A 25,408-nucleotide genomic window follows, 5' to 3' on the forward strand; every position below is an offset into this window, starting at 1 on the left:
AAGGCCGAATTTGAAGTCTTTTCTGAACGAAACCCCCTACTATCTGTTGTCAAGGTTCAGTTTTTAGCTTGGTTATCGCTTTTTCCATTTTAGCTTAAAGCCGTCCTCAAAGGACGGGGTTTTAACCCAAATTTTCGATAATAACTCAAAACTTAACTAAAATATCGGTTAAAAGCCGCCGGTAAAATTAGCGGCAGCGGAAACTGGGGTATATTTAATTTTGGTGTCTGGAGTTAAGTCTCATGCTCAAATATCTGCCTGTTAAATTCCTGCGTTTTTTAGCGATTAGCTGTCTTGTCACGCTAATTTCTCTAGGATTTGACCGTTTACACCCCGTTAAAGCTAATCCCACCCTCATAGCTCAAAATGCTTGGGCCGGGGCCTCCTTCCCCGTGGAAAACTTTCAAACCTATACCTCTGGTTTCGGTTATCGTTCCTCTCCCATGGATGGCAGTCAACAATTTCATGCTGGTTTAGACATGGCCGCACCCTTAGGCAGTTATATTCGCAATTGGTGGACTGGCAGAATCGTCGAATTATCGGATCATACAGGCTGTGGCACCATGATTAAGATGCAATCCGGTCAATGGACACATATTTATTGTCATCTCATGGGTTCGGTTCAATCCGATAGCCGCGGCACTTTTTTGATTGATAGGTCAGGAGGAATCGTCCTTACCCTTGGTCAGGATATACCAGCAGGGGCGCGCATGGCTAGAGTGGGAATGAGCGGACGCACCACCGGACCACACCTGCACTGGGGACTGATGTACGGCAATCAATACGTTGACCCCGCTTTGGTTTTAAATGCTATGTACGGTTCTAATCCTTCGGGTAATAGTTAAGAGAATCTGCGATCGCATTCTGTTGAGAAAAAACATCGCTGCCCAGATTTAGTGAATAACGAGGGACACTGCTAGAATTAAGCTGATCGATTCAGGTATATCCAGATAAAATGCGAATATTAACCCTTGTACCGGGAGGAATTAGCGATCAACTGCTGTTTTTTCCCACTCTAGAAACTCTCCGGCAAACTTACCCCCAAGGCAGCATCGATGTTTTGGTCGAACCTAGGGCCAAAGCTGCCTATCGTCTCTGTCCGCAGGTTAGGGAAGTGCTTTTATTTGACTATCGAGATCAGTACGGATTAGCGGATTATTTAAATATTTTGGGAGTAATTCGGGACCGGGAGTACGAAATCGCCATTAGTCTCACCAATCGTCCTGCTATCAATCTTTTACTCTGGTTAAATGGTGTTCCTAACCGTATAGGCTATGAAAATAATGGCAGCTGGTTCTTATCGGAACAAGTACCCCGGCCAAAGGAAGGCTATCTAGCGGATAATTATCACGATCTGGTCAAAGGGTTAAAGATTGCCCCACCCTGTCCACCTTTAAAAATAACCTTGAATCGGGATGATATCGATTGGGCGGAAATGGAGCAGAAACGCCTCGATATCAAGGATAGCGGCTATATTCTCCTCTACGCCGGCGGTAGCGATCTCAGCATCAGCCAAGGACTGGAAACGGTTTATCCCCTAGAGAGTTGGCTAGAAATTATCCAAGGCATTCGCCATCAACAACCGGATTTGCCAATTGTAGCGATCGAGGGAGATCTGGATGAAGCTTGGGTTTTAGCGCTCAAAGCCATGGATAATAACTTAAAAGTGTCCAGAACGGCCGATATCGGTAAAATGTCCGCCATGATCGCCGGTGCTAATTTATTGTTAGCTACCGAAAGTGTCCCTTTACAGTTAGCCGTGGCCGTGGGAACCTATACCCTCTCTCTGCTGGTTCCTTCGTTGCCTAAGAGAGTTTTACCGAGTGGGGGAGAGCTTCATCGATATATTGAAGCTAATACGGGAAAAGTCGCCGATATTACTCCCGAAACTGTCCTGAAAAAGATTTGGGGCCGGTAAAGAATCGGGTTTCGATCGCTTTTCTCGTGGCTCGAAACCCGAAAAAAATCGGCATCAAGGCTCAATTTTGCGATTGAGATAACTGACTTTTCAAGGATTCTAGGGAGGCCCAACGACCATCGATGGCAGTATTTTCCGGAAGAAAAAAATCGGGTGGTTGACAATTGGCTCCGCAGAGTTGACGGGGGGGCAAAGTTAGACATAACTGCTCGTATAACCACATTTGCGGGTCAAAATCCCCGTTAGGATCGAGGGTTTCCGAGAGATCTTCGTAGGCTATTTCTCGCTCTAGAGGATAGGAGTTATCGTAGTCTTTATTTTTGTCTAGCCAGATTAATTCGGAAGTGTTTAATTGCAGACGATGATTATATTGTTGTAAACAGCGATCGCAGGTTAAGGTGACGATGGTTTCTGCTTTCACCGATACTTCCAAAAAATTGCCCCCATGTCTAACCAGCAAGGTCCCCCGCACTGGTGTCAAGGTTTCTAGACTGGGGATAAAATTATCGATGATGATCACTCTTTGTCGATCAGGAGATTTGAGGAGGTGGGGGATAAAAATAGTTTCCATAGATAACTCCTGTATCATTTATCGGTTATCGGGTGTCAACTGCGTTAGCTACGAGTTCCTTTATCAGCTTATCGCAGCCCCGACCTCTAGAGACATAGACCAGTCCTAGACTGTGGGAAGTGGGGTGTATTTTCAGTGAACAGTGAACAGTAAACAGTAATCAGTGAACTGAAAACTCACATCTGATAACTGATAACTGATAACTGATAACTGCATTTGACAGGCTGTCTGTTGATCGAGCGAGAAAGTTTCCTCAGAATTGGGAGTATATGCACAAAGATACTCCTATGTCAACGGTTTTGAAAAATTTTCTGCCTCACCTCGGTCGATTGCTTATTGTTGCACTGCTCTGTTCGCTGGTGCTGGGGGGATGGCCTCGGCAGGGAAAAGCGGCTAAATCAGTACATTTATCCTACTGGATGCGATCGGGAATTGAACAACTAGAGGCAGGTAATTATCAGCAAGCTTTGCAGGATTTCAATCAGTCGATCGAACGGGAAAATAACTTGGCCCTAGCCTACAGTAATCGCTGTTTAACTCAGATTTATTTACAGGATTATCTCCGCGCTTGGCAGGACTGCACCCGCTCTTTACAACAGCAATCCGATAATTATCTAGCCTATTTCCATCGGGGTTTAGCTTTTTATCGTTTGGGAGATTATCCACAGGCGCTGACCGATTATAACCAGACTATCCGGTTAAAACCCACCTATTATCAAGCCTACTATAATCGGGGTTTAGTTCAGGCGGCTAGGAAAAATTATCCCCTTGCCCTAGCTGATTTTAATCAATCCTTGCGTCAAATTACTAACTGGCAACCCGACGCTTTAGCCACTATTTATAATGATCGAGGTTTATCTCATTTAGCCCTCCACAATTTTACCTCAGCCAAAGCGGATTTTAATCAAGCTCTCCGGTTAAATAAAAATAATGCCTCAGCCTACTATAATCTAGCTTGTACCGCTCACCAATTAGGTGAATACGAGCGCTCGATCGCCGATTTAAATCGGGCGATTGCCATCGATCCTTTTTATGCCGATGCTTATATTAGAAGGGGATTACTGCGGCATCAATTGGGTTATTATCAATCGGCTTTAGCGGATTTAAATCAAGGAGCAAATCACCTCTATCAACAGGGATTGCACCACAATTATCAGCAAATCCTCGCCCTAATCGAGCAGATTCACCAACAGTTACTTTCCTTACCATCTCCCATTGTTTAAAAGAGTGATCAATTTACAGAGGAAAGCGCTTCATGGCTGTGACGGCGAGACGGGCATTATCTTTAAGGACTTGGGAAACTCGGGGAATTTGGGGAATTTGCCAGAGAACATCGACGGTGCGCCGTAATAGTCGCACTAGATCTCCCTCATCGAGGCTAGTATTTTCGCACAATTCCGGCCAGGATGTCCCCTGGGCCCAACGGGAGGCAATCCCCATCAGTTGGGTTTCTAACCAGACGGGAATAGTGATATCGTAGCGAGATTGAGCTTGATAGAGTAAACGGCGAACTTCTCGCAGACCGGGGGAATTTCCCTCTCCTTGCCGCAAAATATCGATAACTTCTGGCACAGGCGGGTAATTGCACCAAGTATCGGGGCGAGGGGGTTCCGTAATCATGGCGCTGATGGCGGCGGCTAGTTGGCTAGGAGTCAATCTGTCCAAATCTCCGGACATCATCGCTAATCCTAACCAGAGTTCATTTTCCCCGCGAATAGTGGCCGCCGCTTCTCCGAGGGGAGTGGGCAAATAACCCTCTAATGCTTGGAATTCTCGCAAAATCTCGATTAGATTCAGAAATTCTTCCCAGTAGTAGGATTTACGGGATTGTTGTTTCTGGTATTTAATCTGGGCTTTGTGTAACTTATCGCGAGCAATCTCTCGATCGTAGTATAATTTCATCAATCGCCCCGGATTTTTGCGTTTTTGCAGGGGATGAGCGGCAATTTGACTATTGACAATTTCAAGTCTTTGTGATTGTGTTTCCAGTTCCGCCACTGGTGGGATGCCTTGCACTTGTTGAGGGATTAAATCGGCGATCGCCTGAGTATTTTCCTCACCCTTGCGCCAACCCCCTAGGGAAACTGCTTCCAGGGAAGGGGGTATTAGTTCGCCTAATTCCGCAGGAGAGAGAAAACCTCGATCGATCTCGCTAATATCGGCATAGGCGGCTAAATACCAGCGATTATCACTGCCTAAACAAACAAGGGTTCGCACTTGACCTGCCCCGTGCAGGGTATTGACAAAGATAGCGGGGACGGGGACGGGAACCTTAATATGTTTGCCCTTGAGGTGGAGGATAGTTCCGACGGGAATATTCGGCAATTTTAGATGTATTTCCTGTCTTTTCTGTGCTTCTGACTGACTAGCAACGATTTTATACAGTCTTTCTTCCTCCCGCAGTCTTTCCCGTAGCTTTTCGTAACTGAAGACCTGCTCCCGTTCGATACCGGCTAATTCCATATCCAACTTAGCTAATTCGGTGGTTAAGGCGGTAATCTGTTGTCGTTCGGGGCTTAACTTCAAACGAGCGAGATATTCGGCGAAACTGCGCTCTAAGAGGTCTTTGGCCTCCTCTAGACTGTGTTTTTGCAGGAGATTTAAGACCATGCCGTAACTGGGCGCAAAACAGCTTTGCAGGGGTTCCGGTTGGGCGGTGGCCAGAAAAGCCGCTTCTTTTGCCCCTTCAAAGGGCGTTTGTACTGTCACCACATGGCCCACCGCATCCATTCCCCGACGACCAGCCCGGCCGGCAATCTGAACAAATTCCGAGGGAGTCAGCATACTATGGCCATCATCGGTGCGTTTGGAGAGGGCCGAGATAACGGTGGTGCGGGCGGGCATATTAATCCCGGCCGAGAGGGTAGCGGTGGCAAAAACCACCTTAATTAAACCGGCTTCAAAGAGTTGTTCGACTAATTCTTTCCAGAGGGGTAAAATCCCGGCATGGTGAACACCACAGCCCCGGGTGAGGGGTTCCACTTGGTCGGCGCGCACCAATTGGGAAGCACTGGCCAGGAATTCAAACAGTTGATTTTTCGTCTCGGGGTCGGCGGTTAAGAGGCGGAGGAGTTGATCGTCGGACTGGGGGTTATTAGCGAAAAAAGCCAGTAATTTTTGGTGTAGGGGCGGATTTTCGACGGCAAAGAAGGAAAGGGCGAGTTCTTGCAGATGGGGATTATCTTCTAGGAAGAAAATGAGTAAACGGTAGTAAATGGCTCTAGCTTCTTCTGGATTAACGAGATTAAGGTTTTTTAGCTCTCGAATCGCCTGATCGCAACCTTTGCGGCTGAAAATGACGTAAATGGCCGGGAGCATATCCTTGTCCCGCAGAGTGGTGACAATGGAGGCGATGGTGGGACAATCTTCTCGTTTTAAGCGTCGGGGTTTGCCTTGGCCGACTTTTGAGCGTAGTTTCGGGTTAACTTTGCTCTGTTTTGGGTCGAGCAGCGGGAATAATCCCTCTTTATTGGCGAAATAAAAGCGCAGGGGGACGGGGCGAAAATCGGAGTTAATTAGCTCACAGCTGGAGGTCTGCTTATTGTCGCCGGGTTGGGGCAGTTGCCGCACCCAGTTAATCCAGTCGGTGAGTTCTCCGGGGTTGCCGATGGTGGCGGAGAGGGCCACTAATTGGATACTAGGGGGACAGTAGATAATTGATTCTTCCCAAACGGTGCCGCGACCTCGATCGCTGATATAGTGACATTCATCGAGAACCAGGGTTTCCACGTTTTCTAGGGAAGTGCCTACCTCACCGATCGGGGTTTGGTACAGCATATTGCGAAAAATTTCTGTAGTCATGACTACAATTAATGCTGAAGGATTGATCACCACATCGCCGGTAATCAATCCCACTTCGGCAAAGAGCAGCGGGGAATCCTCATCGCCATCGGTGGGGGTGCGACCGAATTTTTCTTGAAAATCCCGGAATTTTTGGTTAGAAAGAGCTTTCAGGGGAGTGGTGTAGAAAACCCGTTTGCCCCTTTCTAGGGCGCGATAGATAGCGTATTCTCCGATTAAAGTTTTGCCGGAACCCGTGGGAGCGCAGACAACCACTGATTTACCGGCAGCGAGAGCGGCGATCGCCGCGTGCTGGAAGTCGTCGAGTTTAAAGGGAAAAATGGTTTTGAGATCCAAAGAAGTAGGGTTAAGGGACTCTTTCACGTCAAGTCTAAGAGGAGAAATTTTTTTAATTGTGGCTATTCTGGCTGGCTTTTTTGATTCTAGTCGAAAAAAGCGGACTTCTAGAAACTAGGGACAAGCTTAACCTTTGGGGGTGATGCCCAATCCCATCATACTTCATTTTTATCAGAAATGCTGTAAGCTAAGAGGTATTTAAACCGCTTATTCTTAGATTAGCCGAATCTCTCCCAATCCCTTTACTGTTGACTCTTGCCTCTTGCCTCGTCTGGCCCAAGCAATTTAAATTACGAACAGCTTATCACTAATAATTGTATCTCTATTTTCTCCTTAACTTGATTACTTATACTTACTGATGATGATTAAATTTTCTGCTGAAGACTGTCTAGTTTTAGTTGTTGATGATGTGGGCAAAAATCTCCAATTAGCTGTGGGGATTCTTGATTCTGCTGGTTATGCCACCAGTTTTGCTAGTAGTGTTAAACAGGCAATAGAACGAGTAAAAACTGCTAATCCTGACCTAATTCTTCTTGACTTAATGATGCCAGATATGGAGGGAATAGAACTTTGTCGAAGACTAAAAACTGACACTTTATGCGCTCATATACCAATTATCTTTGTGACAGATAGTAAGGAAAAAGAAGATATTCTCAATGCTTTTAATTCTGGGGCTGTGGACTATGTAAATAAACCCTTTTATAGTTGGGAACTGTTAGCCAGAGTTAAAATTCATCTAGAACTAAAAAAGACTCAAGAAGAACTGAAAAATATCAATTCTCAACTAGAAAAGCTAGTCAGAACTGATAGCCTAACTGGGGTAAATAATCGTCGAGAGATTCTCTACTTAGGTGAGAAAGAATTTCAACGATGTCGTCGTTATCATCGTTATTTTTCGGTTCTATTCATCGATATCGACCATTTTAAACATATTAACGATACCTTTGGTCATATCCTAGGAAACAAAACTTTAATTACTGTCGCTGGGGCAATTAAAACCTGTCTGCGTCAAGTGGATAGTTTTGGGCGCTTTGGGGGCGAGGAATTTGTCGCTATTCTCCCAGAAACTAATCTTGAAGATGCTGCTACCACAGCCCAGCGCATTTGTCAAGTAATTAACAAGTTAAATATTGAACTTGCTCAACAAAAAGTGCCAGTTACTGCTAGTATCGGTGTGGCAACATTTAGCCCTCAAGATAATAATCTAGAAGAGGTGATCGAGCGGGCTGATCATGCCATGTTAGCCGCTAAAAATCAAGGCAGAAATCGGGTTATTGTAGGTAAAACAGTATGAAAAATTTGTTATTTATTCTTGGTTTTTTGCTCTTAGGTGTAGCCCCAAGTTTTAGCGCCGATCTCGATACGATTATACGCCGGGGAAAATTAATTGTCGCTGTCAAAAATAATCTCCCTCCCCTCGCTTTCCTTGATTCTCAGGGCAATCTGCAAGGATTGGAAATCGACATCGCTAAACGTCTAGCTGAAGAAATTCTCGGTTCTGACAGTGCTATTATTCTCAAACCCGTTAGTAATCAAGAGCGTTTACAGGTGGTTATTGATGATCGGGTGGATTTGGCGATCGCTCGTGTGGCGATTACTCCCGCACGTCAGCGCTTAGTGGATTTTAGCCCCTTTTATTACCTCGATAGCAGCGGTTTTGTGACGAAAAACCTGCTATTTCAGCGTTTAGAAGACCTAGCTAACTCTAGAATCGCCGTACTCAACGGCTCGACGACAATCGCCCTTGTGCGTTCCCATTTACCTAACGCTACCCTGCGCGGGGTTGCTTCCTATCAAGAAGCTTTAAATTTACTGGAAACGGGGGAAATAGAGGCTTTTGCGGCTGATAATAGCCTTTTAACCGGTTGGGTGCAGCAATTCCCCAATTATCGTCAATTACCGATCCAGTTGGGGGCGATCGCTCTAGGAGTCGTTCTCCCTAAAGGTTTACAGTACCAAAGTCTCCGAGAACGCGTCAATCAAGCGATCGAGCGGCTAGAATCCACCGGCTGGTTAGTAGAACGGGTGAACTATTGGGGCTTACCCCTGAGAATTCGGGAAATGGGGAGATAGGGTGTGGGGTGTGGGGTGTAGGGAGATGGGAGTTTTTTGCTGTGAGCAATGAACAGTAATCAGTGAACTGAAAACTGAAATCTGATCAGTGATCAGTGATCACTGATCACTGATTAGTGACTAAATCCTGCTATAATCTGATTGAATAAGTATAAAAATATTAATTGCTCGATCGCTAATTATGGAAGATACCCTGCCGCTTATTTACGTTTCTGGATTGCTAATTTTCGTGATTGGTTTAGGAATTTTTGTCATCGTGCAAATCTTTAAAACCCGTCGAGTAGAAGGAACCTTTAACAAGCTACAAAAGAAATTGCAAAAAGAAAAAGGTACAGCTAAAGAATACTATGAATTAGGGAGTCTTTATCTTGATAAAAAACTCTATGTTCAAGCATTGAGTTTACTACAAAAGGCTTTAAAAATCTCTGGGGAAGAAAGCATCGAACCAGAAAATCAAGCCCTAATCTACAATGCGCTCGGTTTTTCCTATTTTGCCCAAGAACAATTAGAATTAGCGATTCGTAACTACAAAGAAGCAATTAAACTTTATCCTCAATATTCGATCGCTCTCAATAATCTTGGCAATGTTTACGAAAAGAAACAAATGGCTAAAAAAGCTCTCGAAACCTACGAAGAAACTCTCAAATTTGATCCTAATAATACCGTGGCGAAAAAGCGAGCCGAATCCCTGCGTAAACGCTTCGCCGAATCGAAATAGTTTTGACGACTATCAAATTCTTTTTAGAGAGCGAAGATTCTTCGCTCTCTTTCTTTATTTCAAGCCATAAAACAAGACAATTAAACTAGGGGTTAAAATTGTCAAAATTAAATTTAGGGGCGCACCCAAACGGGTAAAATCGAGGAATTTATAGCCCCCGGGTGCATAAACCATGGTGTTAGTTTGATAGCCAATCGGTGTTAGATAACTATTAGAAGCAGCAAAGGTGACAGCATACATAAAAGCCAAAGGATTTAAACCCAAAGTTTTCGCCACTTCCACGGCGACGGGAATCATTAAAACCACGGCGGCGTTATTAGAGAGGATTTCGGTTAAAACTGAAGTAATCAGATAGAAGAAAACTAAGATCCAAAACCCCGAAAGATTGCCGCCGATAGCCACTAAATTATCCGCTAACCATTTAGTCGTTCCCGAGTTATCCATGGCAGTACCCAGGGGAATTAAACCCGCTAATAAAAAGATAATATCCCAACGAATGGAACCATAGACTTCCCCCGGTTTTAGACAGCCAGTAATTACCATTAAAACCACCCCAACTAAACTGGTGACGAGAATCGGTTGAATATCAAAAGCAGCAATAATAATCACCAACAAAGTAATCATTAAAGCAATAATGCCCTTATCCTGTCGCAATGATTCAATTTCTTTCTCTTCTAAAACTAATAATTCTCGCGTGGTTTGTAAACCAATAAAACTCTGTTTTGGTCCTTGAACCAAGAGCAAATCGCCAAACTTTAAAGGAATTTTTCCTAATCTTCCTTGCAGTAATTCTGAACCACGCCGAATCGCCAAAACCGTGGCGTTATAACGCTGACGGAATTTCAAATCTTTTAAAGTTGTCCCAATTAAACGGGAATTAGAGAGAATCAAAACCTCGGCTAATTTTTCCTCACCTGTAGTAATTGTCGATTCAATATCTTCTTTCTGAAATTTGACATCGGCAAAGATTTCTAAGCCTCGTTCATCTTTAATCTTTAATAGTTCTTCCCGACTACTGTGAACGATTAAAATATCGCCAGCATTGAGAACTTTATCAGCTAAAGGTTGGGACAAATGTACCTTATTTCTGATTAATTCCAACACATCAAAATTAAACTTTCTTTGTAGTCCACTTTGGGATAAAGTTTGACCGATAAGATTAGAACGAGGGCTAATAATTACCTCACTCAGATATACTTTAGAACCATAATCATCCTCTAAAAATTCCCCGGTGGAAGATTTGCGATCGGGTAATAATTTCGGGGCAAAAATTGTTAAATAAATCAAACCTGCCAAAAAAGTAACTACTCCCAAAGCAGTGAATTGAAATAAGCTAAATTCCCCATAACCCAGCTTGGCAGAAATACCACTAGCGAGAATGTTAGTAGAAGTTCCCACCACGGTAATCATCCCCGCTAAAACCGTCGCGTAGGAAAGGGGAATTAATAACTTAGAAGGAGAAATTTTTTGTTTTTTACACCAATCTTCAACGATGGGTAAAAAGATTGCCACCACTGCCGTGTTATTAATAAAAGCACTAATCGGCCCCACTAATGCCCCTAGGACAAATACCTGTTGGTGGGGATTTTTTCCACCCCAAACCAGCAAGCGATCGCGAATTACTTGAATCACTCCCGTGCGGGTAATTCCAGCACTAAGCACAAACATCGCCATCACCGTCACCGTGGCAGAATTACTAAATCCCGCGATACCTTCTTCGGGAGTAACTAAACCCAAAAGAATGAGGACAATCGCCACGGATAAAGCGGTTAAATCTACCGGTAGCCATTCCGCCACAAAAGCGACTAAAGCAACGACTAAAACCGTTAAAGTCAGAATAATTGGTGTTGGCATTGATTTATTTTTTCGTCATGAACCAGCGAATAAATAACTTCTCTAACTCAATCCAAACAAACATTAAGGCACTAAATCCAAAACAGACTAATAATTCCGTGCCACTAATCCATTGAGTACCGAAGAAGTTTTGTAGAGGGGGAGCATAAATTAACAACAATTGTAGGATCGTTGTCAAGCCCACGGCGGCAATAATGTAAGGATTAGAGAAGGGATTCATTTGCACAGCTAACTGGGTGTGGGAACGCACCGCTAAAGCATGACCCATTTGTGCTAAACAGAGGGTAGTAAATACCATAGTTTTCCAACGTCCGGGATCTCCGATTTCGGGAGTTGCCTGAGTATATTGGTAAGCCCAGTACATCATAATAATGGTGAGAATGGCAAAGACGATGCCGATGCGAATCATATACCAACCCAAACCGCGGGCGAAAATGCTTTCCCGGGGGCTAAAAGGTGGACGTTTCATCACATTAGGTTCGGCGGGTTCCATTGCCAGAGCAAGAGCCGGTAAACCGTCGGTGACAAGGTTCATCCAGAGGATTTGCAAGGGAGAAAGGGGTACACCGCCTAAATCGAGCAGAGGAGCCGCTGCAATCGTTAAAACCTCGCCAATATTACTGCCGAGAATGTATTTAATAAAGCGCCGAATGTTACTGTAAACCACGCGCCCTTCTTCAGTGGCAGCGACGATGGTGGCAAAATTATCATCCAGCAAAATCATATCACTGGCTTCTTTGCTGACATCGGTTCCGGTAATGCCCATGGCGATACCGATATCCGCTTGTTTTAGTGCCGGAGCATCGTTCACCCCGTCCCCCGTCATGGCGACGAATTTGCCCCGTTTTTGCAAAGCTTGGACGATTCTCAGCTTATGTTCGGGAGAAACACGAGCATAGACGCTCACACCATCTACCTCTCCCTCTAGGTCATTCTGAGACATTTTTTCTAATTCTTTACCCGTGATTACTCGCTCCCCGACAGCAGCAATGCCTAATTCAATGGCGATCGCCTTGGCCGTTAGTTGGTGATCTCCGGTAATCATAATCGGACGAATTCCCGCTTGACGACAGAGGGCAACCGCTTCTTTAACTTCTTTGCGGGGTGCATCGAGCATTCCCACCAATCCCAACCAAACCAGGGATTGTTCCTCACTATCTTCTCTTTCCGCTTCTGGCACTTCTGTCATCGGTTTATAGGAAAAACCTAAAACTCGTAGGCCATTACCCGCCATTTCGTCATTTTGTGCCAAAATACGGCTTCTTTGTTCAGCTGTTAAGGGTTGACTTTCCGCCCCAACTTGGATCAGAGAACAGCGTTCGAGAATTAATTCCGGTGAGCCTTTGGTAAACATTAAATAGGCAGAATCCCCCAAACCTAACTGGGCATTCTCACAGATTACTGACATTCTCTTTCTTTCGGAAGAAAAGGGAAATTCGCCTAAACGAGGGCTTTTTGGCTGCAATGCTTCCCGATATAGTCCTCCTTTACCCGCTAACGTCAGTAAAGCTCCTTCGGTGGGATCGCCTAAAATTAACCATTCTTGCTCTTTATTTTGCAAAAGTGCATCATTACACAGCACACAAGCCGTTAAAATTGCCTGTAGTTCGGGATCACTTTCACTAGCACCACTAAACTCACCGATGGGCGCGTAACCTTCCCCCGTGACAGTAATTGTCTGCGCGGAAGTATTAACTTTCTGCACCACCATTTTATTTTGAGTTAAAGTTCCAGTTTTATCGGAGCAAATCGTCGTTACCGAGCCTAAAGTTTCCACTGCCGGCAATTTACGGATTAAAGCTTGTCTTCTCACCATTCTTTGGGTTCCAATTGCCAAAGTCACCGTCACCACTGCCGGTAAACCTTCGGGAACAACGGCCACAGCCATACTGAGGGAAGTTTCGAGGAATGATTCAAAAAACTGCCAACCAAAGCGAATTACACCGCCAAGGACGACTACCGCCACTAAAGCTAGGGAACTACTCACTAAAACGTTACCTAACTGCGACATTCGCCGCTGTAGGGGAGTTGGTTCACTTTCTACTCCTTGCAACAAAGCGGCGATTTTCCCGATTTCCGTATCCATTCCCGTCTTGGTAATCGCCACTTTACCCCGCCCCTGTACTACTTCAGTACCCTGATAGACGAGGTTAATGCGATCGCCTAAAGAGGCATCTTCCGGTAAAACCTTCTGTGCTTGTTTATTCACCGATTCCGCTTCACCCGTGAGGGCAGCTTCGCGGATTTGCAGGTTTTGTGCTTCTAATAATCTGCCATCGGCGGCAATTTGTACCCCCGCTTCCAGTAACATGATATCCCCGGGGACAAGTTCCTTGGCCGCCACTTCAAAGGTGCTACCATTACGGATAACCCGGACTTTCGGCGAGGATAACTGCTTAAGGGCTGCTAAAGCCTTTTCTGCCCGACTTTCCTGGAAATATCCTAAAATACCGTTTAAAATAACAATTGTAAAAATAGCGATCGCGTCTTTGGGAAATTCCCCTTTTTTCAGGTCCAAAACTGCCGAAACCACCGCCACGGCAATCAGCATCACTAACATAATGTTAGTAAACTGTTCCCATAAAATCATTAACGGGCTACGTCCCCCCGTTTCTTTTAGTTCATTTAACCCGAAAATATCCTTTCTTTTAACAATTTCCGCCTCTATTAAGCCGGTTTCCCCATTGGTTCTCAGTATTTCTAGGGTTTGTTCGCCAGTTAAATTATGCCAAGCACGATTATTCTCTATTTCCGAGACTTGGGGGGACGTAGTGGGAAAAGTCATAGCGATTGATTGAAGAGGGTGTACGCGTGAACTAAAAAGGTGAGCGAGTTAAGCTAATTACATATCACAATATCAGTTATCAGTTATCAGTGACCAGTAAGCAGTGACCAGTAAGCAGTTATCAGTGACCAGTAAGCAGTTATCAGTGACCAGTAAGCAGTAAGCAGTTATCAAGGAAGTGGGGAGTGGGAAGTGGGGAACACCGGAGCACCGGAGCACCGGAGTACCGGAGAAAAAAGCTGATAGCTAATAAGCTGAAAAAAATGTAACGAAATGTGAAGTATAATAGCGAATGTGATAAAGACAAGACATTAGAGAGTAGATAGGAAACGATGCGAGTTGCGATCGCTGGTGCGGGACTAGCCGGATTATCTTGTGCGAAATACCTTGTCGATGCGGGACATACGCCCATCGTACTGGAACGTCGCGATGTATTAGGGGGAAAAATTGCCGCTTGGAAAGATGCCGATGGGGACTGGTACGAAACCGGTTTACATATCTTCTTTGGCGCTTATCCCAATATGCTGCAATTATTCCAAGAATTAGGCATAGAAGATCGCCTACAGTGGAAAGAACACTCGATGATCTTCAATCAGCCGGAAAAACCGGGGACTTATTCGCGGTTTGACTTCCCAGATATTCCCGCCCCAATTAACGGTATTGTTGCCATTCTCCGCAATAATGATATGTTAACTTGGGAGGAAAAAATTAAATTTGGACTCGGTTTAATTCCTGCCATTGTTAAAGGCCAAAGTTACGTCGAGGAGATGGATAAATATTCTTGGTCGGAATGGTTAGAGAAACAAAACATACCGCCTAGGGTAGAAAAAGAAGTGTTTATCGCTATGTCGAAAGCCCTAAACTTTATCGATCCTAACGAGATTTCCGCCACAATTCTACTAACAGCCCTCAACCGCTTTTTACAGGAGAAAAACGGCTCAAAAATGGCTTTTCTCGACGGTTCACCCCCGGAAAGACTCTGCCAACCTTTAGTCGATTACATCACCGCTAGAGGTGGTGAGGTGCGCTTAAATGCCCCTTTAAAAGAGATTATCTTAAATGAAAACTGCACAGTTAAAGCCTTCTTAATGCGCGGTTTAGACGGTGGGGAAGATTATCTTTTTGAAGCCGATCTTTATGTGTCTGCGATGCCTGTAGATCCTTTAAAAGTTTTACTACCCAAACCTTGGCAAGAAGATAAATTCTTTCAAAAATTAGAAGGATTAGAAGGGGTTCCCGTCATTAATTTACACCTCTGGTTTGATCGCAAACTAACCGACATCGATCATTTATTATTCTCCCGTTCGCCCTTACTCAGTGTTTATGCTGACATGAGCAACACCTGTAAAGAATACGCTAACCCCGATCGCTCGATGTTAGAATTAGTTCTCGCTCCCGCTCAGGATTGGATTAGCAAATCCGATGAAGAAATTATCGCCGCCACGATGAAAGAACTAGAAAAACTCTTTCCCCAACATTTTACTGGCGATAATCCCAGTCAATTGTTAAAATATCATCTGGTGAAAACTCCCCGATCGGTTTATAAAGCCACCCCTGGCCGACAAGCTTATCGACCTTCTCAAAAAACTCCGATCGAGAATTTTTATCTCGCCGGTGACTATACCATGCAAAAATATTTAGGAAGCATGGAAGGAGCAGTTTTATCGGGGAAATTAGCGGCAGCAGTGATCAGCAAAGATCACCCCGCAGCACCGCTAAACCTGAATAAAACCCAATCCACACCAGTGTCCAGCGCTCGTTAATTCTCTGGCTAGGGACTAATGACGAAAATGGCCTTGAGTGAGACAATGCTATATCATTAGCCACAGTTCGCCGTTAATCTAAGTCAATCATTCCGCCCCAGCAGAATGCTCCAATTGCCAAAACCGACCCACCCCACCAAACCCCTCGTCTCCCTTGCGGAGTCCTACGAACTCTGTCGCCGGATTACAGAGAAGTATTCCAAAACGTTTTATCTCGGTACTCTCCTGATGCCGAAAGCAAAACGTCAAGCGATCTGGGCAATTTATGTCTGGTGTCGTCGTACCGATGAACTGGTCGATGGACCCCAAGCCCGGTTAACTACACCTGAAACCCTTGATTTATGGGAAAAACAGCTAGAAACCGTCTTTTCTGGGGTTGCCCTTGAGGATGCCGATGTCGCTCTCGTGGATACTCTAGAAAAGTTCCCCATGGATATCCAACCCTTTCGGGATATGATCGCCGGGCAACAGATGGATCTCTATCGCAGTCGTTATCAAACCTTTGATGAACTAAAACTGTACTGCTATCGGGTGGCGGGGACGGTGGGGTTAATGTCCAGCGCGGTGTTAGGATTGGAAGATGGCGATCGCTCTGCTCCTTGGCGGCGCAATCAAAGCGTCTATATTCCGCAAGAAGAAGCGATCGATCTCGGTATTGCCAATCAATTAACCAATATTTTGCGGGATGTGGGGGAAGATGTCCATCGTGGGCGGATTTATCTACCTTTAGAGGATTTAGAGCGTTTTAACTACAGCGAAGACGATTTACTCAAAGGGGTTAATGATCACCGTTGGCAGGCGTTAATGCGCTTCCAAATTGAGCGCGCTCGTTATTACTACGATTCCGCCGAAAGGGGGATTCGCGCCCTTAATCCCGATTCCCGTTGGCCGGTTTGGGCGGCTTTATTGCTTTATCAAGGCATTTTAGACGTAATTGAAGCAAATAACTACGATGTCTTCGCCCGTCGTGCCTTCGTGCCTTTACCCAAGAAAATGCTCTATTTACCCGTGGCTTGGTTGCGATCGCAAGCGTTATAAAAATTCGACGGGTTTTATCGCTTACCGACTCCACCCGTCAAATCTTGACGATTAAGTTTTCCCAATTGAGCTGCTTAACTTGGGTTGGGTTTTTCAGCGGGATTTAGGAGTCACCAACCAGAAAGGTCCAGTTTCCGTACAGGGAACATCTCGATCGGTTTCGTAAACCACAAGACTGTCTTGCCGATCCAAAACTAACGCTTCTCCTAGACGGACGTAGGATATAAACGGGCCGAGATAGCGGACGACAGGCTCATCGCTACAGGACGGCAACACCTGATCGTTAAAATACTCCCACCCCACATCCTCGACGCCTTCATAGTAGGGGATGCTGAGATCATTGATCGCTTTCCCCGGAAAACGTTCTCGGATAGCTGACCGGAGAAATTCTGGCAGCGATCAATCGGGCGATAATAATGTTCCAGATTTCATGGATTTTCCCCCTAAAACCAAAGGAAGCGGGGAACTCTGACAAATGCCGTCCCGATCGGGACTATTCGCTTGCGCTCCCTACCCCACCAATTTTTTACTAGGGATGGAATCCGGCGCGGGGAGTTCCCTTGTATTCATTGTAACAAATTTCCCCGCAAGGGTTCGGGGCGATACCGTGAGAACAGGTTCTCTTGATTTTTCGTTACAAAGATTGACAAATTTATCCCTTTATTTTGGCGATAATAATAATTAACCGGCGACAAGCCAGAAAAAATAGTGGAAATAGGGAAAGACGGACGAGGATGGGACTAACTAACTGGCAATGATGATGGCGAGAAAAGAAGTGGTTTAGTAGTGCCGAATTCTCGTTCCCGATCATTTAGGAGGTAGGAAAGATGACAATTTATGTCACCCGCGAGGGGGATAAACTGGCGGCCGATTCCCCACTGGAATTGGTGGAAAAATTACAACAATGTCAGGGGAGAATGGCGGAAACAAGACAGGACTTCATGACTCGGCTGGCCGCACAGATGGTAGCCAGCCAAGGCGTTACTGTTCCCATCACCGATCCGGAGAATTTTATCGCCGAGCTAATCCACAACGATTTTCTGAGCGTGGTGGACAGTATTGATGGCTAAAAGTCGGCCGGGGAATTGGCGGCAAAACTTAGCCCCTAGGAACCCTAACACTCAACCCCACTACCCTAGGTCAAAAAGCAAAATTTCCGAGTCTTTTAGAGATTGAATAGCCAAAGAAGTTTCCTCGCTAATTGCCGCTCCATCCCCCGCTCGTAAATGCACTCCATTCACGGTTATTTGCCCTCTAGCCACTTGTAACCAGCCATAACGACTGGGGGCTAAGGAATGGGTGAGGGACTGTCCTAGGGGCAAAATTCCCGCGTAGAGATTAACGTCTTGATGGACTTTAACCGCATTACCGGCGCCGGTGGGAGAGGCGATTAACTGTAAGGTATGGGAAGAAAATTCGATCGCTTTTTGTTCATAACTGGGTTCTAGATTTTTTGGGTCGGGAATAATCCAAATTTGCAGAAGATGGAGGGGATTAGTGGCAGAATGATTAAATTCACTGTGTTTTATTCCTGTTCCTGCGCTCATCCGTTGAATTTCACCGTGTCGAATCACGGAACCTGTACCGAGACTGTCTTGGTGTTCTAGTTCTCCCTCCAAAACATAGGTTAAAATCTCCATATCGTGGTGTCCGTGGGTGTGAAATCCTTTTCCCCCAATCACTTTATCCTCATTAATAACTCTTAGACTCCTAAAATTAATCTGTTGGGGATCATAATATTGGGCAAAAGAAAAAGTATGATAGGTATCCAACCAACCATAGTTAGCGTGGCCTCTTTCCTCCGCTTTGCGTATAGTAATCATCAGTTTTCCTCTTTTTTATCACAGATGTCGGGGTAAAGACCCTCAGTTTTACCGACGGGATGAAACCCCGACCAGAATAGAACCGCAAAGCACGATTAAATCCTTGACAGTTTAGCCTTGCATAGTTTAACATAGTAAATATAGTCTGGTAAACAAGATGTTAAAAGCGTTTAAGTACAGAATCTATCCGACAAGCGAGTAATCAGTTTTGCTTGCCAAGTCGTTTGGCTGTGCTAGATGGTTTTACAATTACGCCCTAAACTTGACATCTGAAACTTACAAGCAAACTGGAAAAGGATTAAGCAGAGACGAAATAATTAGGCTGCTGCCTTCCCTAAAAAAAGAGCATGAGTGGTTAAGCGAAGTACCATCGCAGGTATTACAGCAAGCAGCTTTAAATCTTTCTAGTGCTTTCCTTAATTTCTTTGAAGGTAGAACTAAATATCCTAACTTCAAGAAAAAGCAAAATAGGCAGTCGATTAGATTTCCTCAGCACTGTAAGTTAAAAGATGATGTTCTGGTATTGCCTAAAATTGGTGAAGTCTATTGCAAGGTTTCACGGCAACCAGAGGGAAGCTTAAAGTCTGTTACGGTTTCAGTTAATCCATCGGGAGAATATTTCGCATCTTGTCTTTATGATGATGGTCAGGATTTACCCCAAAAATTAACCCTGAGCGAAGCCGAAGGGTCATCAGAAGGAAAAGCTGTCGGGATAGACGTTGGACTAACCCATTTTGCTATTACATCAGACGGGACTAAACACGGGAATCCTAAATACTACCGTAAGTACGAACAGAGATTAGCGAGGAGACAAAAGAAATTAAGTCGCAAGCAAAAAGGGTCTAACAACCGAAATAAAGCTAGAGTTAAAGTTGCTAAAGTTCACTCTAAAATTGTTCGTTGTCGTGAAGATTTCCTCCACAAACTAAGTCGTAAATTAGTTGACGAAAACCAAGTCATAGTGGTAGAAAATCTGGCAGTCAGAAACATGGTCAAAAACCAGAAACTAGCCAAATCAATTAGTGATGCTGGTTGGGGTCAATTCTGTACTATGTTAAAATACAAGGCTGAATGGGAAGGAAAAATCTATATAGAAGTTGACAGATTTTTTCCTAGTTCCAAGACTTGTAGTAACTGCTTAAATCGTGTTGACAGTTTAAGCTTGGATATTCGTAGTTGGCAATGTCCTAAGTGTGGAGAAACCCACGATAGAGACATCAATGCCGCTAAGAATATTCGAGATGAAGGTTTACGAATTTTGGCGGTAGGGCATACCGCTACTGCTTCTGGAGGGAGAGTAAGACCAAGTAAAGGCACTGCTTTTGCAAGGCATCTCCCCGTGAACGAAGAATCCCTCGCATGAGTGCGATGGGAGTGTCAAACCAAAAGAAAACCGAGAGGGCTAGGAAAAAAGCCTGAAACTCCTCTGGATTTCCTCCTTTTTTCTGGCGGAATCTGGGTTTTAAGATGAATGGAATGTTAGGAAGTTCCCGAAAAAATTGGCAGTTAGGGTTTTTCCGTAGAGAATGAACAGTAACTGGTAATCAGTGACAAGAAACTATCTAAGTTTTCACCTAACACTATCTCAGTGGTTGGACAAAAGTAAAGTTAACTATGGGGTAAGGAATGCCAAAAAGCCTAGACTTAAGATAAAATTATATCCAACTGGATGCAGTATAGGAGTTTACCAAATGTCTAACGAAACTGTTACTTATTCCCTTGATGTCGTCCTTAAAGAAATTAAAGACAGTATCAAGGAAGTTAGTCAAAAATTCGATAAGATTGATGAGCGGTTGACAAAAGTAGAAATAGGAATAGCCGATCTCAAAGGGGATATTAAAGTGTTAGGCGAGAAAATCGAAGGCATCGACAATCGACTAAGATCAGTAGAGGGAACCCAAAAAAATCAGGTCTGGACATTGATTATCCTTTTGGGAAGTGCTATTTTTACGGCCGCTTGGAAAGTATTTTTTTCCAGTAATATCTGATCTTTATAATTCTCAACAAGACTACAGTTAAACGAACCCAAAAAGATTAACCGCTCCTGAAAGAAAATTTTCTTAAAGCCTAGACTTAAAATAAAATTATCCCCAACCAGATGCAGTATAGGAGTTTACCAAATGTCTAACGAAACTGTTACTTATTCCCTAGAAGCTGTCCTCACAAGGATTGAGGGGAAGATCGACAAAATCGATGAACGGTTAACCAAAGTAGAAATAGGACTAACCGATCTCAAAGGGGATATTAAAGTTTTAGACGAGAAAATCGAAGGCATCGACAATCGGCTAAGATCGGTAGAGGGAACCCAAAAAAATCAGGTCTGGACATTAATCATCCTTTTGGGAAGTGCCATTTTTACGGCCGCTTGGAAAGTATTTTTTTCCAGTAATATCTGAGTTCTCCAATCCTCAACAAGACTACAGTTAAGCTAAACGGCGCTTAACCTGCATGATCCAATAGCTATAACCCTTTTGGAGTCTATATCGGTGATCCGAAGTAAAAGCCGTTTAGCTTAACCCAACACAAAAGGATAAAAACTTGTTTCTGGTTGACCAGATTTTCTAATTGCTTACTTGCCAATACAAAAACGGCTAAAAATGCGATCGAGTACCGATTCAGTCACTTCTTCGCCGGTAATTTCTCCTAATGCTTGAATGGCAGTACGCAGATCGATCGACCAAAAATCAAAAGGTAAATTTTGGTCAATTGTTTTTTTGACCTGTTGCAAAGCAATTTTCGCCCTAGTTAAAGCGGCCGCTTGTCGTTGATTAATGGCTAAATCCAAATTAGCCGCCTGTAATTCTTGATTTTGGACAGCATTAATAATACTTTTTTCTAAGTCTTCAATACCCTGATTTTGGGCGGCGGATAGCTTGACAACTCGCTCAATTTCTGCTGGGTAAATTATCATTTCGGGATTAGCTAAATCAATTTTATTAATCACTAAAATTAATCGGCGATCGCTGACAGAGCGATAAATTTCCTCGTCTTCCTCGGTCCATCCTGACTCTGCGGAGACGGTTAAGAGAACTAAATCAGCAGACCGGGCCGTTTGACGGGAACGTTCCACCCCAATTTGTTCGACTCGATCGCTGGCCGAGCGAATTCCTGCCGTATCGAGGACTTGTACGGGGATTCCCGCCACAACTAGCTGAGATTCGACAATATCGCGGGTAGTGCCGGGTAAATCGGTGACAATCGCTCGATCGCTCCGACTCCAAGCATTTAACAAACTGGATTTACCCACATTCGGCCGCCCCACGATCGCCACTTTCAGACCACTACGCAGCAATTCCCCGCGCTCGGCAGTGGCTAAAATTAAATTTACTTGACAAAAAACCTGTTCTATGCTATAAAGAATCGCCTCGTGATCCAAGGGCGGTAAATCCTCTTCAAAGTCAATACGGGCCTCTATTTCGGCCAAAATATCGAGACAGGTGGAGCGCAAATTGCGGATCGGTTGAGCGAGTTTCCCCTGTAAACCAGCGAGGGCAAATTGTGCCGCTTGGGGAGAACGCGCCCCAACGAGATCGACGACGCTTTCAGCTTGAGTTAGGTCAATTCTGCCGTTAAGAAAGGCACGCAGGCTAAATTCCCCCGCTTGTGCCAAACGTGCCCCATTTTCTAGACATAACTGTAACACCTGTTGTACGGGCATAATGCCGCCATGACAGTGAAATTCCACCACATCCTCGCGAGTGAAAGAGCGGGGTGCTAACATGAGCAACAGTAAAGCTTCATCGATAATTGCCTGACTTTGGGGATGCCGGATATAACCGTAGAGAAGACGATGACTTTGCCATTTTTGACGATTGCGGGTATGAAAAAGCTGACGAGCGATCGCCAATGCCTGACTACCGGATAAACGGACAATACCGATGCTACCCTGTTGCGGAACGATCGCCGTAGCGATGGCAGCGATCGTATCCCCTGTGTTTAACATCTCTTAATCACTCCTTGCTAAAATTGAAGTCGGTATCAATTTTGTCAGCATTTATGCCCGAAAATATGCGCTCACGATCATTAAAAGCGAGAAAAAGCGGCAAATATTCGAGTAATCGCTTACTGCGATTTTTGCGCTATTGGTATATTCGCTTAATGCGATTACAAGGACATCCTAGGGAAATTGCCAGGGGTTTTGCCTTGGGAGTTTTTTCGGGATTTTTCCCGTGGATGGGCCTTCAAATCATCGTCGCTATCTTTTTAGCCACCCTATTTCGTGCCAACAAAATCGCAGCTGCTGCAGGTACTTATATCAGCAATCCCTTGACCGATCTGCCAATTTTCCTGTTTAACTATAAATTAGGAGAGTTTATTCTTGGTCAAAGCGGGCGATCGAATCTGGGCAACATTTTTCAAACTAATCAAAGCTTCACCGAAAAGTTAGCTAGTTCTGGCGGCCAATTTCTTTTGACCCTGTTTTTTGGTTGCTTACTATCAGCGACGGTATTTGCTACTATAACCTATTTTGTTAGCTATCGCCTAGTTCATCAACGGCATCACCGGCGACAAACAAGGAGAAAACGCTGATAAGTCTAAACTATGATTTGAATGATTGAATGAATACAATGATTGTGTTGTATTTGGCAAGTCTTCATCAATGATCAATCATAGTCCATCCCATAGTCAAATTGATCGCAGTTAAGACGATGGATGTGACTGTCGCATCATTTGTAAATTATTACGAATCATTTGTGTATTGAGATGCTCTTTACTTAATGTATTGCTATACAATACTTTTGTCATTTAATCAGTAGGAAGCAGGTCTGAAATTATATTTAAAAAATCTCTCACTTTTGCAATGAAAGGAAGAACTTGTAATTCATCAAAATCTGCAAAGTCTGTATAATCTGCTTCGAGACGGTATTCAAACAATTCGTTATAAACTGCACCAAAGTCTTTTGAAATAATTTCACTACGGATGTAGTTTTTATTGAAGAGACTACGGACACCTGTATGTTTTGGAGATGAGAGATTATCATAAGCAAGTAAAGCCGTAACAGCATAAAAGCAACTATAGTATAGACGATTGATACAACTATTCCATCTTGCACCATCAGCAAGAGAACAAGCATCTTGATAAGCTTCCTCTGCACGATTTAAACGATACCTAATTAGTTGATCGTGAGGGGAATTTTTACTCATAGCATAATAGCTTCTTTGTTAACTGATTGCCAGAAAGGAGTAGTTTGTAATAAGGGATGTTCCCATTGATTTTTGCTGCGAACAATGGTACAAATAACTTCTTCTGTTTCCCATTCGATTTCATAAATTTGACGACGGATTTGAGATGTGCGAGTAGGGTTGGTGATCCCATCAACTAATACTAATATATCCCAATCAGAGTCTGGTTGAGCATCATTCCGCGCCCGTGAACCATAAAGAAATATTTGCGCTTGTGGTTCGATCGCTTGTACTGCTTGTTTAATTTTATTGAGTAATAGTTGTTTGTCCATGATTTTTTATGACCTTTTTTGTACTGCAAAACAATATTAACAATATAATCCATCCCATAATCCCATAATAAGTCTAAACTGTGATTTGAATGATTAAATGAATACGATGATTGTGTTGTATTCAGCAAGTCTGTACCTTTTTGTAAATTGCAAAAAATACAGGCGTAGCACAAATTATCAGCCGAAGTTGCTCCCCCGTGTTTAACACTAATGATATGATCCACCTGACAGCCAGATACCCTATCAGAAGCAGAAATTAAGCAATATTCACAGAGAAAATCGGCACGTTCAGCAACTAATTTTCGCAATTCTGCACTAATGTAAGGTCGAGCCATTTTAGTTAGCTCCATTGAGATATTGGTGAGCTTTTGCTTTTGCTAGGGTCATAATATGTTCTAGCATTAAATAAGCATCGAGTTCCTGTTTTTCATCTTGGGTAAGTTCATTATTTTTAGCGTTATAAATTAGGTCTTCTAGGCGATTTTGAGCGGTATCGGAAAGATGAAAGTTAATCACCGATTGGGGGGTGGTTCCCCCTGCGATTAGTTCAATAATTTCGTTATAGACTTTGATGGTTTGGGTTGCTGTATTCATGGGTTTATTCTGTTGGGTTTATTGGGTAGGGAAAAAGCAATTACAATTTAATGAACTGTAAAAGAATTGCTGTTTTTCTATCAGGTTTAAAAGTGGCGATCGCTGTTTAATTTATATTAGGAACACTATTAATTTGTCAACCAGATTTTCTGATCCTAAACTTATTTTTATCCACAATTACCGTTGAGCCAATAATTTCTTTTATATCTACGGTATTGATAAAATTTTCTAAAACCTGTCTAATTTCTACCGCTATCGCCTCAAAAGGAAATCGTAAAATAATCAGACCACAATGGGTATTGGGAGGATAATTTTTGATATTAGCCCATCCCAAATCACGGCTAATAATAATTCACTGTTCTCGTTGAGCAAATCGAAATAGCTCAGGGTCTTTTGTGCCACTTAGTCCAGAGGTTTTTACATGAATAGCGTCATAACCTTTAGAATTTAGCAAGTTGCTTAAACTTAAGGGGCAGTCTTCATCAATTAAAAAGCGAATTTTCAACTGGTTTTCTCCATTGGATAAATGATTTCATTATTTAAAAGTTCAGAAAAATATGCTAAAGAAGCAAGAATTTGCTCTTGAGTAACTCCATATTCCTCCATGACTTCTTCATAGCTCATTCCTCCTGCCAGGGAACCAATAACAATGGCGATCGGGATTCGGGTTCCTGTTAA

General features: G+C 43.7%; 25 protein-coding genes and 2 pseudogenes. 13 read left to right on the plus strand and 14 right to left on the minus strand.

Annotation, left to right across the window (positions count from 1 at the left end; genetic code table 11):
- Positions 1–242 precede the first annotated feature (242 nt).
- Both IM322_RS08375 and IM322_RS08380 read left to right on the plus strand, forming a co-directional pair.
- Positions 243–845 (plus strand): M23 family metallopeptidase, encoded by a 603-nt coding sequence (locus tag IM322_RS08375; protein WP_286827153.1) that lies wholly within the window; start codon positions 243–245, stop codon positions 843–845.
- 110 nt (positions 846–955) lie between these two features.
- The gene (locus IM322_RS08380) at positions 956–1,918 is read left to right on the plus strand and encodes a glycosyltransferase family 9 protein (RefSeq protein ID WP_286827154.1); all 963 of its coding nucleotides are present in this window, start codon (positions 956–958) and stop codon (positions 1,916–1,918) included.
- A gap of 61 nt (positions 1,919–1,979) precedes the next feature.
- Here IM322_RS08380 and IM322_RS08385 read toward each other — a convergent pair whose 3' ends face one another.
- A complete protein-coding gene (locus IM322_RS08385; RefSeq protein ID WP_287673829.1) occupies positions 1,980–2,489 on the minus strand; it encodes a YceD family protein in 510 nt (169 codons plus the stop codon).
- 269 nt (positions 2,490–2,758) lie between these two features.
- On the opposite strand from IM322_RS08385, the gene IM322_RS08390 reads away from it, so the two are divergent.
- On the plus strand, positions 2,759–3,712 hold the full coding sequence (locus tag IM322_RS08390; RefSeq protein ID WP_287673827.1) for a tetratricopeptide repeat protein: 954 nt from the start codon (positions 2,759–2,761) through the stop codon (positions 3,710–3,712).
- A 13-nt stretch (positions 3,713–3,725) separates the two neighbouring features.
- Here IM322_RS08390 and IM322_RS08395 read toward each other — a convergent pair whose 3' ends face one another.
- A complete protein-coding gene (locus IM322_RS08395) occupies positions 3,726–6,653 on the minus strand; it encodes a DEAD/DEAH box helicase (RefSeq protein WP_287673825.1) in 2,928 nt (975 codons plus the stop codon).
- A gap of 334 nt (positions 6,654–6,987) precedes the next feature.
- On the opposite strand from IM322_RS08395, the gene IM322_RS08400 reads away from it, so the two are divergent.
- The 3 genes from IM322_RS08400 to IM322_RS08410 all read left to right on the plus strand — a co-directional run bounded on the left by IM322_RS08400 (position 6,988) and on the right by IM322_RS08410 (position 9,417).
- Complete coding sequence (locus IM322_RS08400) at positions 6,988–7,920, plus strand: GGDEF domain-containing response regulator (RefSeq protein WP_287673823.1); 933 nt, start codon at positions 6,988–6,990, stop codon at positions 7,918–7,920.
- The gene (locus IM322_RS08405) at positions 7,917–8,699 is read left to right on the plus strand and encodes a transporter substrate-binding domain-containing protein (protein WP_287673821.1); all 783 of its coding nucleotides are present in this window, start codon (positions 7,917–7,919) and stop codon (positions 8,697–8,699) included. The genes IM322_RS08400 and IM322_RS08405 overlap by 4 nt, the downstream gene beginning before the upstream one ends.
- Positions 8,700–8,880: 181 nt before the next feature.
- Positions 8,881–9,417, plus strand: a complete 537-nt coding sequence (locus tag IM322_RS08410; protein ID WP_286827160.1) for a tetratricopeptide repeat protein — start codon at positions 8,881–8,883, stop codon at positions 9,415–9,417.
- Between the two features lie 54 nt (positions 9,418–9,471).
- Here the strand turns inward: IM322_RS08410 and IM322_RS08415 are convergent, their stop codons facing one another.
- Together IM322_RS08415 and IM322_RS08420 are read right to left on the minus strand one after the other, a co-directional pair.
- Positions 9,472–11,271 carry an SLC13 family permease gene (locus tag IM322_RS08415; RefSeq protein WP_287673818.1) on the minus strand — a complete coding sequence of 600 codons (1,800 nt, stop codon included), beginning with the start codon at positions 11,269–11,271 and terminating at the stop codon, positions 9,472–9,474.
- Positions 11,272–11,275: 4 nt separating this feature from the next.
- Complete coding sequence (locus tag IM322_RS08420; protein WP_287673816.1) at positions 11,276–14,056, minus strand: cation-translocating P-type ATPase; 2,781 nt, start codon at positions 14,054–14,056, stop codon at positions 11,276–11,278.
- A gap of 332 nt (positions 14,057–14,388) precedes the next feature.
- Between IM322_RS08420 and pds the strand changes: the two genes are divergently transcribed.
- Positions 14,389–15,819 carry a 15-cis-phytoene desaturase gene (gene pds, locus IM322_RS08425; RefSeq protein ID WP_287673814.1) on the plus strand — a complete coding sequence of 477 codons (1,431 nt, stop codon included), beginning with the start codon at positions 14,389–14,391 and terminating at the stop codon, positions 15,817–15,819.
- Positions 15,820–15,924: 105 nt separating this feature from the next.
- The gene (gene crtB / locus IM322_RS08430) at positions 15,925–16,857 is read left to right on the plus strand and encodes a 15-cis-phytoene synthase CrtB (protein ID WP_149986705.1); all 933 of its coding nucleotides are present in this window, start codon (positions 15,925–15,927) and stop codon (positions 16,855–16,857) included.
- A gap of 93 nt (positions 16,858–16,950) precedes the next feature.
- Here the strand turns inward: crtB and IM322_RS23275 are convergent.
- Positions 16,951–17,334 (minus strand): annotated as a pseudogene (locus IM322_RS23275) (hypothetical protein).
- 350 nt (positions 17,335–17,684) lie between these two features.
- Here IM322_RS23275 and IM322_RS08445 point away from each other — a divergent pair.
- Complete coding sequence (locus IM322_RS08445) at positions 17,685–17,927, plus strand: hypothetical protein (protein ID WP_287673807.1); 243 nt, start codon at positions 17,685–17,687, stop codon at positions 17,925–17,927.
- A 60-nt stretch (positions 17,928–17,987) separates the two neighbouring features.
- On the opposite strand, the gene IM322_RS08450 is transcribed toward IM322_RS08445, so the two are convergent.
- Complete coding sequence (locus IM322_RS08450) at positions 17,988–18,680, minus strand: pirin family protein (RefSeq protein WP_287673805.1); 693 nt, start codon at positions 18,678–18,680, stop codon at positions 17,988–17,990.
- Between the two features lie 157 nt (positions 18,681–18,837).
- Here IM322_RS08450 and tnpB point away from each other — a divergent pair.
- From tnpB to IM322_RS08465, 3 genes and pseudogenes are all read left to right on the plus strand, one after another.
- A pseudogene (gene tnpB / locus IM322_RS08455) lies at positions 18,838–20,043 on the plus strand (IS200/IS605 family element RNA-guided endonuclease TnpB).
- Positions 20,044–20,371: 328 nt separating this feature from the next.
- On the plus strand, positions 20,372–20,668 hold the full coding sequence (locus tag IM322_RS08460; RefSeq protein WP_287676308.1) for a polyhydroxyalkanoate biosynthesis repressor PhaR: 297 nt from the start codon (positions 20,372–20,374) through the stop codon (positions 20,666–20,668).
- A gap of 132 nt (positions 20,669–20,800) precedes the next feature.
- Positions 20,801–21,076, plus strand: a complete 276-nt coding sequence (locus tag IM322_RS08465) for a polyhydroxyalkanoate biosynthesis repressor PhaR (RefSeq protein WP_287676309.1) — start codon at positions 20,801–20,803, stop codon at positions 21,074–21,076.
- 173 nt (positions 21,077–21,249) lie between these two features.
- Here the strand turns inward: IM322_RS08465 and mnmE are convergent, their stop codons facing one another.
- Positions 21,250–22,623, minus strand: coding sequence for a tRNA uridine-5-carboxymethylaminomethyl(34) synthesis GTPase MnmE (gene mnmE, locus IM322_RS08470; protein WP_287676310.1), 1,374 nt, complete (start codon positions 22,621–22,623; stop codon positions 21,250–21,252).
- A gap of 53 nt (positions 22,624–22,676) precedes the next feature.
- Here mnmE and IM322_RS08475 point away from each other — a divergent pair, with 53 nt between their 5' ends.
- Positions 22,677–23,210: a DUF2062 domain-containing protein gene (locus tag IM322_RS08475; RefSeq protein WP_287676313.1), complete on the plus strand. Its 534-nt coding sequence runs from the start codon at positions 22,677–22,679 to the stop codon at positions 23,208–23,210.
- 216 nt (positions 23,211–23,426) lie between these two features.
- Here IM322_RS08475 and IM322_RS08480 read toward each other — a convergent pair whose 3' ends face one another.
- The 7 genes from IM322_RS08480 to IM322_RS08505 all read right to left on the minus strand — a co-directional run bounded on the left by IM322_RS08480 (position 23,427) and on the right by IM322_RS08505 (position 25,393).
- Complete coding sequence (locus IM322_RS08480) at positions 23,427–23,825, minus strand: HEPN domain-containing protein (RefSeq protein ID WP_002736237.1); 399 nt, start codon at positions 23,823–23,825, stop codon at positions 23,427–23,429.
- Positions 23,822–24,109, minus strand: coding sequence for a nucleotidyltransferase domain-containing protein (locus tag IM322_RS08485; protein WP_287676314.1), 288 nt, complete (start codon positions 24,107–24,109; stop codon positions 23,822–23,824). Before IM322_RS08485 ends, IM322_RS08480 begins: the two co-directional genes overlap by 4 nt.
- A complete protein-coding gene (locus IM322_RS08490) occupies positions 24,007–24,486 on the minus strand; it encodes an HNH endonuclease (protein WP_353737499.1) in 480 nt (159 codons plus the stop codon). The genes IM322_RS08485 and IM322_RS08490 overlap by 103 nt, the downstream gene beginning before the upstream one ends.
- Positions 24,473–24,730, minus strand: a complete 258-nt coding sequence (locus IM322_RS08495) for a hypothetical protein (RefSeq protein ID WP_079209774.1) — start codon at positions 24,728–24,730, stop codon at positions 24,473–24,475. Before IM322_RS08495 ends, IM322_RS08490 begins: the two co-directional genes overlap by 14 nt.
- A gap of 136 nt (positions 24,731–24,866) precedes the next feature.
- Positions 24,867–25,064, minus strand: coding sequence for a hypothetical protein (locus tag IM322_RS08500; protein ID WP_287713173.1), 198 nt, complete (start codon positions 25,062–25,064; stop codon positions 24,867–24,869).
- 18 nt (positions 25,065–25,082) lie between these two features.
- Entirely contained in the window at positions 25,083–25,235 is a 153-nt protein-coding gene (locus tag IM322_RS23280; RefSeq protein ID WP_353737500.1) for a DUF5615 family PIN-like protein, read from the minus strand.
- Positions 25,232–25,393, minus strand: a complete 162-nt coding sequence (locus IM322_RS08505) for a DUF433 domain-containing protein (protein ID WP_287676315.1) — start codon at positions 25,391–25,393, stop codon at positions 25,232–25,234. The genes IM322_RS23280 and IM322_RS08505 overlap by 4 nt, the downstream gene beginning before the upstream one ends.
- Positions 25,394–25,408: the final 15 nt, after the last annotated feature.

Origin of the sequence: Microcystis sp. M109S1 (assembly GCF_020247025.1) — a bacterium.
Classification (GTDB): Bacteria; Cyanobacteriota; Cyanobacteriia; order Cyanobacteriales; family Microcystaceae; genus Microcystis.

Bases quoted from the DNA above. Each gene is read 5' to 3' on its own strand.
- IM322_RS08445 (WP_287673807.1), top strand. From the start codon at position 17,685: ATGACAATTTATGTCACCCGCGAGGGGGATAAACTGGCGGCCGATTCC.
- mnmE (WP_287676310.1), bottom strand. From the start codon at position 22,623: ATGTTAAACACAGGGGATACGATCGCTGCCATCGCTACGGCGATCGTT.
- IM322_RS08380 (WP_286827154.1), top strand. From the start codon at position 956: ATGCGAATATTAACCCTTGTACCGGGAGGAATTAGCGATCAACTGCTG.
- IM322_RS08450 (WP_287673805.1), bottom strand. From the start codon at position 18,680: ATGATTACTATACGCAAAGCGGAGGAAAGAGGCCACGCTAACTATGGT.
- IM322_RS08375 (WP_286827153.1), top strand. From the start codon at position 243: ATGCTCAAATATCTGCCTGTTAAATTCCTGCGTTTTTTAGCGATTAGC.
- pds (WP_287673814.1), top strand. From the start codon at position 14,389: ATGCGAGTTGCGATCGCTGGTGCGGGACTAGCCGGATTATCTTGTGCG.
- IM322_RS08415 (WP_287673818.1), bottom strand. From the start codon at position 11,271: ATGCCAACACCAATTATTCTGACTTTAACGGTTTTAGTCGTTGCTTTA.
- IM322_RS08475 (WP_287676313.1), top strand. From the start codon at position 22,677: ATGCCCGAAAATATGCGCTCACGATCATTAAAAGCGAGAAAAAGCGGC.
- IM322_RS08405 (WP_287673821.1), top strand. From the start codon at position 7,917: ATGAAAAATTTGTTATTTATTCTTGGTTTTTTGCTCTTAGGTGTAGCC.
- IM322_RS08400 (WP_287673823.1), top strand. From the start codon at position 6,988: ATGATTAAATTTTCTGCTGAAGACTGTCTAGTTTTAGTTGTTGATGAT.
- IM322_RS08390 (WP_287673827.1), top strand. From the start codon at position 2,759: ATGCACAAAGATACTCCTATGTCAACGGTTTTGAAAAATTTTCTGCCT.
- IM322_RS08495 (WP_079209774.1), bottom strand. From the start codon at position 24,730: ATGAATACAGCAACCCAAACCATCAAAGTCTATAACGAAATTATTGAA.
- IM322_RS08420 (WP_287673816.1), bottom strand. From the start codon at position 14,056: ATGACTTTTCCCACTACGTCCCCCCAAGTCTCGGAAATAGAGAATAAT.
- IM322_RS08465 (WP_287676309.1), top strand. From the start codon at position 20,801: ATGTCTAACGAAACTGTTACTTATTCCCTAGAAGCTGTCCTCACAAGG.
- crtB (WP_149986705.1), top strand. From the start codon at position 15,925: ATGCTCCAATTGCCAAAACCGACCCACCCCACCAAACCCCTCGTCTCC.
- IM322_RS08385 (WP_287673829.1), bottom strand. From the start codon at position 2,489: ATGGAAACTATTTTTATCCCCCACCTCCTCAAATCTCCTGATCGACAA.
- IM322_RS08410 (WP_286827160.1), top strand. From the start codon at position 8,881: ATGGAAGATACCCTGCCGCTTATTTACGTTTCTGGATTGCTAATTTTC.
- IM322_RS08480 (WP_002736237.1), bottom strand. From the start codon at position 23,825: ATGAGTAAAAATTCCCCTCACGATCAACTAATTAGGTATCGTTTAAAT.
- IM322_RS08490 (WP_353737499.1), bottom strand. From the start codon at position 24,486: ATGGAGCTAACTAAAATGGCTCGACCTTACATTAGTGCAGAATTGCGA.
- IM322_RS08460 (WP_287676308.1), top strand. From the start codon at position 20,372: ATGTCTAACGAAACTGTTACTTATTCCCTTGATGTCGTCCTTAAAGAA.